Consider the following 10,759-nt stretch of genomic DNA (forward strand, 5'->3'; position numbering starts at 1 on the left):
GACCTGGCCGCCGGCTCCGAAGCCGGCAACGACGACGACGCCAACGTCCGCCACGCGAACGGCGCGCTGCGCATCCGCGACACCACGCTCCCGTCCGCCTCGGCCGGCACGGGGCGCGGCCAGGGCTCCGCCGTACTGCCGGTGCACCGCCTGGAGACCGGGGCCAACCGCGTCGCCGCCGAGGTCAGGGCGGAGCTGCCGCCGGGAGCGGCGGTGGAGGTCGACATCCGCGGCCGCGACCGCAACGGCCCCTGGACCGAGTGGCGCGAGGCCCTCGCCGGCGTGCCGGCCGAACTGCCCCGCACCGTCACGGAGGTCCAGGCACGGCTGGTCCTCCAGGGCGGCACGAACCGGTCCGGCCCCGCCGTGAGCTCGCTGCGGCTCACCGCCGACAGGGTGAGCGTGGCCGCTCCCCGCCCCGCCTCGGCCGAACCGTTCACCGCCCGCGTCTACGCCACCCGCGAGGGGCTGGTCGGCGGGACCACCGCCAACGGGCATGTGATCAGGCCGAACGACCACTTCGTCGCCCTGCCCTCGCGGCGGGGCCTGTCCCCCAAGGGCAGCGCCGAGTACTCGGTACGGGTCTGCGGGCCGGCCCGCTGCGAGACGGCGCCGGTCTGGGACGTCGGCCCGTGGAACACCCGCGACGACCACTGGAACCCGTCCTCGGTACGGGAGACCTTCAAGGACCTGCCCCAGGGGATGCCCGAGGCCCAGGCGGCCTACGAGCACGGCTACAACGGCGGTCTCGACGGCTTCGGCCGCCGGGTCCTCAACCCGGCCGGCATCGACCTGGCGGACGGCACCTTCTACAACGTCGGCCTGAACGACAACGGCTGGGTGACCGTCACCTACCTGTGGACCGGCGACGGCACCACCACCAAGTCCTTCCCGACCTGGGGAACGGACGTCAGCATCCGGCAGTCGGCCACCACCGCGTCCACCCGCGTCACGACGCTCCCCGGCCCGACGACGGTACGGGTCCGCTGCCAGGTGCGCGGCCAGCTGGTGCAGACCGACGGCTACAGCAACGACGCCTGGTCCTACCTGCCCGACTACGGCGGCTACATCTCCAACATCTACATCGACGTCGCGGACTCCTGGCTCCCTGGCGTCCCCACCTGCTGACGGGTCCCCGCCGCGGACGCCCGCTCTCCGCGGAGTCCGCCGGACGGATGCGCCGAGCGGCCGAACGGTGATGCCCGGGGCCACGGGCCCCGGGCATCACCTTTACGCGCCGTCCTGTCAGTCGAACATACCGGCGTACGGGTCGGGTTCACCCGTCCACGGGTCCAGGCCCTGCTTCAACAGGCGGTCGTACTCGCGCCGGTTCAGGAACTTCACCGGGTGTCTGCCCCACAGGGCGAGACCGCCCAGGGGGCATTCGTCGAACTCCGCACGCAGCACGCGCACGAGGAACTCCGCCATGGTGCAGTCGAACCGGCGCCACAGCGCGTCGTCCCGGTTGTACACCAGGACGGGCCACGCTCCGGGGTCGTCCCCCGAGGCGTCCCAGCACAGGATGTCCGCGCTCGCGTCCACGCCCCAGGCGATCAGCTCGGGCTCCGCGTCCGCCGGTCCCGGCGGATGCGGCGGGCCGGCCCAGGCGTGCCGGGCGTTCGCCGTCTCCTGGAGCATCTCGTCGGACTCGGGCTCCGCGCCCTTGGCCTCCGGTTTCAGGACGCTGAGGTAGTTCCCCATCGTGCCGGCCCCGTACAGCTCGATGAACTGCCGATAGTCGGCGGGCAGGTCCTTGCCCCACGACTGCGCCATCCGGACCCAGTCGACCCGTGTGTCGCTGTCGGCGGTGGGAGGCACGAGCTGCCGGAGCACCTCCAGTCCGCCCATGTCAGTCACCTCTTCTCTGCCGGCTCCGGCGCGTCACGACATCGGCCCGGTGGGAACCGGCGATCCCGTTCTCGGATCGTTGAACGTCCCGAGGTTCTGCCCGGTTTTCAGGGTGTTGGGTATGAAGGTGTTGATCTGGAGCCCCATGGACCCGTCAGGGTTGGTGCCGTAGGCGCTGATACGGAACCCGGTGGGCACCGTGCGGCTGCCACTGTACTCGGGCGTCACCGTGTAGAGGACGTGCTGACCGCCCTCCACCGCGGCCCTGACCTGGCCCTCGTAGGTGCTCATGTTGTTGGCTCCCTGCGTCGACCCCTCCTGTGCGGCGTTCGCCCCCCGGGAGCAGGTGGCGAGGTTCTTCAGATCGGTGCCCGACCCGCTGAGCTGCTTGCCGAGGAGGTGGCAGGCGTTGATGTTCTTCGACGGGTCGAGCTTGAAGTGGCCGGCGGCCCGCTGCGCCCAGTTGTATCCCGGGGGCGTGACCGTCGACGGGTCGGTCTTGGACCCTTCGTGGGACTGGAGGTAGTCGTCGGTGAGGCAGGCCGTCACACCCGTGGCCCGGTTGCCGTTGCTCGCGTCCAGGTCCCCGTGCTGGACCCAGCCGTCGCCGCAGTCGACCCGCTTCTTCTCCGGCTCGGGCGCCGGAGCGCGCGGTCCCTTGGGCTCGGGCTTGGGCGCCTCGTCCTCCGCCTCGTCCGCGTTCTCCTTGACCTCGTTCACCACGTGCTCGACGGTCGCGGCCACCGCCACGGCCGCCACGACCACGATGGTGGCTTCGACGAGCGCGGTCACCGCGGGCACGGCGAGGACGGCCAGGAAGAAGAAGTGGCCGTCGAGTTCGACGTTGGAGATGGGGTTTCCGCCGGTGAAGGCGTAGCGGTTGCCGGTGAAGGGATCGGTACCGAGCCCCATGTCGGCGAGGGCGCCGTTGTACATGTCCCGGGTGGTGAAGCGGTTCAGACCCGGGTCGTAGTCGCGGAAGCCCATGTCGTAGGTGCCGGACTGGGCGTCCCAGCGCTTGGCGTTGTAGCGGTAGGAGTTGTACTCCTCCTTGGTGGGGTCGACCGGGTCGGGCTTGTCGATGCCGGTGAACTCCGACTCGTCGTTGGAGCCGTAGGCGGTGTAGCCGTAGGTGGCCTTCGTGTTCCCGCTGTCGTCGGTCAGCGTCTCGACGTCGGTGTGGCTGTTGTAACCGTAGGTGCCGTCCTCCGTCGTCCCGTCGTCGTTGTGCTTGATCTGGGAGAGACGCTGTCCCCACGGGCTGTACTGGTACGACTTGGTGAGCTTGCCGGCGACCTCCTCGGTCAGCACCTCCTGGGACAGACCCAGGTAGTGGTAGTCCGTGGTCTTGCCGTCGGCGGTTCTGGATGTGGTGCGGTCCAGCGGGTCGAAGGTGTACGTGGTCGACTTCATCCGGCCGTCGGCGCCCATCTGCTGGGACTCGACGACGTGGTCGAAGCCGTCGTACACGCTCCGCGACACGATCCGGCCGTCCTTGGTGACGGACTCCTGCCGGCCGAAGGGGTCGTAGTTGAAGGAGGACGTCGCTCCCGCCGTGGTGGAGGTGAGCAGCCGGTTGCGGTCGTAGCCGAACGTGGTGGTCGTGTCCTGGACCGTCTGGCTGATCACGTTGGCGTTGTTGTCGTGGACGTAGGTCTCCGTGGCGGCACCGTTGCCCGTCTTGACCGATCCGGCGATCCGGTCGACCGGGTCGTAGGTGTATTCGGTGGTGGAGGAGAGGTACGCCGAGTGGTTGTCGGCGTTCATCTTCTTCACCACGTCCCGCGCCCTGTTGCCATTGGCGTCGTAGCCGTAGGTGTGCGAGGCGACCAGCGTGCCGTCGGCCTTCTTCTCCGTGGTGCTCTCGATGGCGCCGTCGAGGAAGTAGGTGGTGTCCACGGTGTTGCCGTTGTCCTTGACCTCGCGCTGCGCCTGCCCGCGGTCGGTGTAGGTGTACGAGGTCACCTTCGGCGAGGTGTCGGTGGGCGAGGTGCCCACCGAGACGGTCTTCACCAGGTCCCGGAGGTCGTAGGTGTACCGGGAGAACTGCTCGGGATGGGTGACGGTCTCCGGCTGGCCGTTGGCGTCGTACGTGTAGGAGGTGGTCTTCTTCTCCTGGCCGGCCAGCGCCTCGGTGATCTTCTGGACCTCGTTCAGCTCGGTGTAGCCGATCGTGTAGGCGTCCACCTTCGCGCCGGACGACAGGTCGTCGATCGAGGACAGGTTGCCGTTGAGGTCGTAGGCGTAGCGGAAGGTGTGCTTCTCCGCGTCGCTGTCGCCGGAGTTGTCACGCACCAGCTTGACGCCGTCGGCCACGACCGTGCCGCCGCCGTTCTGGAACAGCTCCAGCCTGGCCTGGTTGCCCTGCTTGAAGTCGTACCTGCCCAGACTGACCCACGTGCCGGCGCCGCTGGACTGGTCCACCTCCTTGTCCGTGGTCCCCGAGGCGTGGGTGACCGTGTACTTGGCGGTCTTCGCTGCGCCGGAGACCTGCGGGAACTTGACGTACGCGGTGTACGCGCCGTCCTTCGGGATGTTCAGCGTCCAGGTGAAGGCGTCCGTCCCCGTTCCGGCGGCATGGACCTGATGGTCGTAGCCCTGCTGTCCGGCGAGACTTCCCTTGGTCCAGGTGCCGGTCGAAGCCGTGTTCTGGACATCTGAGTTGTCGACCAGCGGGACCGCGCTGCCGACCGGCACACCGTCGTCCGTCTTCTCCTTGAGCATGCCGTTCGGGTAGTACGTCCAGCCCATGCTGCGGCTGGCGGAGCCGCCCGCCGAGGTCAGCGTCCTCGAGGTCTGCTGGCCCAGGTCGTTGTAGTCGTAGGTGGTGACGATGTCCCACGGGTCGGTGGACGCCTTGGCCCAGCCGTTGTCGAAGTAGGTGAACGTGGTGTCGTTGCGGACGCTCTGGCCGTCGGACGGAGGCAGCGAGGTCTTCGCGACCCGGCCGACCTCGTCGTAGAACGTCTGGGTGTAGATGTTCGGGCTGTTGTAGCGGTCGTCCGCCGGGTCGTACGGCTGAAACTGCTTCACCGGCCGGTTCAGCGCGTCGTACTCGGTCCGGGCGGCGAAGTCGTCCGGATCGGCGGTCTCCACGCCGCGCGGGGTGACGACGCGGGTGGTGTTGCCGGCCTGGTCGTACTCGTAACGGGTCGTCCGGTACGTGATGTCACCGTCGGTGCCCTTGTGCGGGGCCTTGACCTCGGTCTGCTTGCCCCGTTCGTCGTAGCTGACGTGGGTCGTGTTGCCCGCGGTGTCCGTGGTGGACACGACGAGCGAGTCCTTGTCGTACGCCCGCGAGGTGGTCTTGCCGAGCGCGTCGGTGACCGTGACGACCCGGTGGTTGAGGTCGTAGGCGTTCCTGGCCGAGTAGTCGGTGGTGTCGGCGGTCGCGTTCTTCTTCGGGTCGATGACCGTGACGAGGTTGCCGACGTTGTCGTACTCGTAGGAGATCCGCTCGCCCTCCGCGTTGACCACGGATGCCAGCTGGTAGAGCTCGTCGTAGTGGTTGGTGGTGGTGAAGTCGGCCGGGTCCGCGGCGGTCGCGGTGCCCTTGGGCTCCGTGGTCGTCCTCAGATGACCGGTCCGGTCGTAGGTGTACTGCGTCCTGCGCTCGGGAGCCGTCGCCGAGTCCTTCGGCGCGGTCGCGGAGACCATCTGGTCCGCGGCGTCGTACACCGCCGTGGACACCGCCCCGTTGGGCGCCGTCGCCGTGGTGACGTTGTCGTTGGCGTCGTACGCGGGCGCGGGGGTGGTGATCAGGTCACCCGCGGCCTGGTCCTTGGGCACGGTGGCGACCAGCGGACGTCCGTAGGTGTCGTAGGTCTGGGTGGTCTTCTTGCCCAGCGCGTCGGTGACCTGGGTGACCTGCCCGCGCTCGTCGTAGACGTACGAGGTGGTGCTGCCCAGCGCGTCGGTGATCTTCGCCGGGTAGCCGGTGGGGCCGAAGTCGGTGTTGACCGTCGGGTTGCCGTTGGCGTCGGTCACCCTCGCGAGCAGGCCGTGGGAGTCGTAGCCGTAGCGGGTGGTGTAGTCGCCCGTCTCCGGCGACGCGACGCCCTTGGGGTCGGTGACGGCCGTCAGATTGCCGAAGCTGTCGTAGCCGAACTGCCAGGTGCGGCCCTGCGGGGAGGTCTTGCGGTGGATGTCGGCCGAATAGCCGTCCAGCCGCGTCCGGTATTCGTACTTCTGCGCGTTGGGCGGGTACACGCCCGGAGCGCAGTCGCTCTGTGCCGGGACGCCCGCCTTGTTGTGTTCGGCGTCACGCTTCCACAGCGGGTAGCCGGTGCTCCGGTCGTAGCAGTACGCGGTTTTGGCGCCGTTGGCCTCCTCGAGGAGGGTGACGTTGTTGTCCGCGTCCCACACCAGCTCTGTCGTCTGCGCCTTGGCGTTGGTGGTCTGCACCGGGCGGCCGAAGTCGTCGGTCACGTAGACGCTCGCGTGGTTCTCCGCGTCGGTGATCGTCGTCCTGGTGAACTCGGCGTTGGACGCGTCCTGCGCGTACGCGAAGGCGGTGTTGCCGCCGAGGCGGTCGGTGATGGTCTGCGTCCACCAGTGGTACTTCGGGTCGTCACCCTCCTTCGGGTAGTAGTACGCGAGGCCGGTGCCGTTGCCGCGCGGATCGGTGACGTCGACCAGCTTGACGTTCTTGTTGCCCTGGGTGGCGTCGTAGGTGAACGTGAACACCTTCGGCTGGGAGGAGCCCGCGCCGTCGGTGAGCTTGGTGAGCAGCCCCTTGTCGGAGTACTCGAAGAGCAGCTTGCGCCCCGAGATGTCGGTCATCGACCGGACGTGGTCGACGATCTTCGGCGAGGAGGTGTCGCTCTTGGTGAAGTAGTCGACGGTGAGGGACCGCCGGCCGGCCGGGTCGGTGATGTAGGTGAGGAACTTGGTCGGCTTGTTGTTGGACTTGCGCTCCTCGTACGTGAACGTCTGCGTGTTGCCGTTCTTGTCGACGGCCGACGTCATGTAGCCGTCGCAGCCGAACAGGAAGCGCGTGCCGTCGGGCCGGGTCAGCGTCCAGGCGTCGGGAACGGGGTCCTTGGCAGGGGTGCAGTCCAGGCCCGGCTTCGGCGTGATCCTGTAGTGCACGCCCGCCGGGGCCTTCCACGAGCCGTCGTCCTGCTTGCGGAAGACGTGAGTCGTGCCGTCACCGTCCGGCAGACGGATCTCCCTCGGGCCGGGGTTGGGATGGAAGTCCAGCGGCGCACCGAGCCGGATCGGGCCGGCCACCTGCCCCGACCAGCCGTGGCCGAGGACGGTGTCGGAGGTGTCCAGGGAGTTGTACGCGAAGCGGGCGAAGGTGTTGAGCCCGCGGCCCGGGTTGGAGAACGCGTTGTAGGACCAGACGCTGTTGCCGGCGGCCGTGTTGTTCATCAGCGTCGAACCGGCACCGGTGTTCTTGCCCGTGTAGGAGTAGAACTTCTCCAGGCCGAGCTGGTCGGAGGTCGGGTCCTCGACCGCCACGTTCTGCTTCAGGCCGGGGATCCCGGCGGTGCCGGAGGCCCAGGTGCCGGCCGTCCTGTCGAGGACGTCCCAGGTCAGCGCGTAGTCGGTGCGCTTGTTGCCCGAGTCGGAGTTGATCGGGGTGGCGACCTGCGCCTGGAGGGTGACCGAGTCGCCCGGCGCGACGTCGTGGGGCAGAGCGGTGTGGATCTGGTTACCGCCGTTGGTGACGTCCGTGCCGTCGGGGAGGGCCCACCGGTAGGTGAGGACCTGGTCGGCCGCCTTCCAGGTCGCGGTGGTGGTGTTGGTGAGGGTGAAGTCCACCGTGTAGGTGGTGTTCGGGGTCATCCGGGCCGGCGTCTGCGGCGCGTAGTACGTCGACTCGGTGGTCGAGTCGATGTAGGTGACCACGAACTTGGGCCGCAGCCGCTGCTCGGCACCCTCGGAGGACAGGAACAGCGTCCGCTCCTGGGCGACGGTCTCGTCGGCCGTCTTGATGACCACACCCTTCTGGGAGGAGGGATCGGCCACCCAGGACTGCGCGAGCGAGGTGACGTTCCAGTCGTGCCGTGAGGGGTCGTTGCTGATCGCTCCCGTGTCGGCGACCGGGGCGCCGAAGTCGCCGCCCGGAGAGGTCCAGCCGGTGGTGGCATCGGCCTTCGCCCATGTCGCCGACTCGTCGAAGTGGCGGGTCAGCGGCCGCAGCTCGTAGATCACGCCAGGGGCGCTCTGCGTGGTCTGGGTGCCCCAGAGCCGGACGTTGGCGTCCAGGACCCTCGCGGTGGCGGGGATGCCGAGCGCCGGGAACCTCAGCAGGGCGCGGGTGTTCCCGTAGGTGCCCGAGTTGTTGCCGACGGTTATCCAGCTCTGCGGGCCGCCGTCCTCGATGGTGTCGTGGGCGGCCGTGGGCCTGGCCGACGACAGGGTGGTGTCCTCTGCGGCGGTCAGCACTTTGGTGATCCGTCCGGCCTTCGGCAGCCGCACCAGCTGCGTCGGCGCGCCGACCACCTGCCCGTCCTTCGTCCTGACCGCGACCATGTAGTAGTACGCGCGGCCGAAGGGATCCGCGTCGTCGGCCCGGGTCGGCACCGCCGTCGTGTCGGTGAACGCCGTCGTGCCGGGCGCGACGGGCGAGACCAGCGTGGAGGCGGACGGGGTGAAGGTCTGGTTGACCGAACGGTGGACCTGGTACTCGACGATGTCGTCACCGGTGGCGACCGGGTCCGGGTCCTGGTACGCGGACCAGTTCAGCTCGGCGCCGGTGGCCCGGATCGTGGTGGGCGCGGCGAGATCCACACCCTGGCGGCCGAAGGTCAGCACCAGCCGCGGGTAGTTGACCGTTTCGCCCATGTAGGCGTACTCACTGCCCTCGTAACGGGGGCCGCCCTTCGGGCCGTCGGCGCTCTCGTCGCCGGCCTTGACGACGAAGCCGTGGTTGGCGTTCGTGCCGTCCACCCAGGACTGGACCGTCCTGGTCACCGGGAACGAGTGCCAGGTGTTCAGCTCGCCCGGCTTCTTGGTGACGACGCCGCCCTTGGTGAAGCGGACGGCGTCCGCGATCACCGCCGTCGAGGCCGACGCGGGTCCGTCACCGAGGACGACCTTGCCGAGGGTTCCGGCCTTGAAGCGGTGGGAGCCCAGCGTCTTCCACTCGCCGCCGCTGCCCGCCTGCTGGTCGACCGTGTAGGTCCTGCTGCCACCCTCGTAGGTGACGGTGTACGGGGCCGCGGTGGCACGGTCGGAGGCGGGCACGTAGTGCGCCTCGACCTGGTAGTCGCCGTCCTCCGGAAGGCTCGGCTGCCAGGTGTAACTTCCGCCCGCGACCGAGTCCTTGTTGTAGAGGTAGTCCTTGTTCACCGCGTACTGGGTGTACGCCGTGTTCCCGGAGGCGGGCCAGGCGCCCGAGGCCGCGGTGCGGCCGGCGTCGCCGTCGTCCACCACGACCGCGGTGCCCGACAGTTCACCGGTGATGCCGCTCGCGCTGTTCCACGTCGCCGACGACTCGTTCCACTCCTGCGTGGCCCGGTGCGCCTCGAGCCGCACTTCGTCGTCGTTGGTGGTGTGTGTCTGGTCGTAGTACAGCCGCAGATCGGCCGAGTCGACCTTCGTGCCGGAGGGGATCCCGGTCAGCGGGAACTTCAGCAGCGCCCGTGAGCTACCGGTGCTGGTGTTTCCGACCGACAGGCGCCAGTTCTCGTCGTAGTTCGACGTGGGGCCGTCCGAGGAGATCATCACGTCCTGCGCCGTGGACGGCGTGGGGGCGATGACGATCGTCGGATCGACCGTGACCGGATACTGTCGGTTCGCCGCGGCCAGCCACTCGGCATCCGGGGTGAGGGTGAGCTTCCAGCCCTTGCCTGCTCTGGTCAGTTTCTGCTCGACGGCCGTGCTGTAGCCGGTGCCGTAGGGGGAGCCGGCGTCCTTCTTCGCGTCCGTCATGAACGCCGCCGGAATCATCAGCACCGGGTCGGCGCCTTCGCCGTAGAACCGGACCGAACCGTCCTTGGCGGCCTTCGGCGTCAGCCCGCCCGCGTCGAGGGTGAAGGTGAACGACAGCGGCCCCTGCGGCCGTCGGTCCAGGACGATGTTCTCCTTCACCCGGCCCGGTCCCACCTCGTAGGACAGGTCGGCACCGGCGACCGCGTCCTTGTAGGTCACCGTGTTGCCCTTGGCCACGGGGGTGAGCCCCTTCGCGCCCGCCAGGCCCAGGGTCACCGCGTGCCCGTCCCCCGACTCGAACCGCAGCAGCCGGTCCGCGTCGGATCCGAACCACGTGCGTCCGCTGTTGGTGGTGTTGGCGAAGTCGAAGCCCTTGTCGTCGGAGGGACGGACCGTCGGGTCGATGTCCTTCCACGACTTCCCCGACCGGTACGACGTCGGCACCGCCGACACCTCGGCCTGCACCCGGCCGTCGGACAGCTTCCAGAAGCGTTCGTTGGCCGTGCGCCTGCCGGCCAGTTCCGCGACACGCTTCGCCTTCGGAGCCGCCTTGCCCTTCGGCAGTTCCTCCCGGCTCGGGAGCGTCGGGGTCCCCCCGGTCTCCGGCTCCTGCGGCCCGTTCTCCTCGTCGTCCGAGAACCAGCCGGCGACGGCGTCCATGAGCCCTTCGCCGTCATTGTCCGGAACCGGAGCCGCATAGGCGACTTGTGGCAGCATGGTGGTGGCGACCGCTGAAACGACAAGGCAGGCTAAAGCCCGCCCGAGTCTCACTTTCACGCCGTTCCCTCCCTCTGCGCCTGTCGCGAGCACGCGAAAAGGCGCACCGGCACGCCGGCGCGGCGACTCCGCCACCGGTCGCGTGGAGCTCGGCCGGACCGGCGTACACATGCATGCCGAACAGGGCCGCCCTCCCCCGACCACGGGCAGAACGGCTCCACTCCACAGCGCTCCGATCACGGCGGAGGCTTTCTAATCAAAGAGCCGATGCCGCGTCAACTACCTTCATATAAGGGCTATTTGGGTCCGG

Annotated in this window: 3 protein-coding genes; 1 reads left to right on the forward strand and 2 read right to left on the reverse strand. The window is 68.8% G+C overall.

All coding sequences use genetic code 11. From position 1 onward, the window contains the following. A partial coding sequence (locus ACWGH4_RS22025) for a hypothetical protein (protein WP_453463439.1) occupies positions 1–1,128 on the forward strand: 1,128 nt, incomplete at its 5' end. 117 nt (positions 1,129–1,245) lie between these two features. On the opposite strand, the gene ACWGH4_RS22030 is transcribed toward ACWGH4_RS22025, so the two are convergent. Next, complete coding sequence (locus ACWGH4_RS22030) at positions 1,246–1,848, reverse strand: SMI1/KNR4 family protein (protein WP_453463442.1); 603 nt, start codon at positions 1,846–1,848, stop codon at positions 1,246–1,248. A gap of 33 nt (positions 1,849–1,881) precedes the next feature. Continuing rightward, positions 1,882–10,392, reverse strand: a complete 8,511-nt coding sequence (locus ACWGH4_RS22035; protein ID WP_453463445.1) for a golvesin C-terminal-like domain-containing protein — start codon at positions 10,390–10,392, stop codon at positions 1,882–1,884. Positions 10,393–10,759: the final 367 nt, after the last annotated feature.

Source organism: Streptomyces sp. NPDC054847, assembly GCF_053610925.1.

Bases quoted from the DNA above. Each gene is read 5' to 3' on its own strand.
- ACWGH4_RS22030 (WP_453463442.1), bottom strand. From the start codon at position 1,848: ATGGGCGGACTGGAGGTGCTCCGGCAGCTCGTGCCTCCCACCGCCGAC.
- ACWGH4_RS22035 (WP_453463445.1), bottom strand. From the start codon at position 10,392: ATGGACGCCGTCGCCGGCTGGTTCTCGGACGACGAGGAGAACGGGCCG.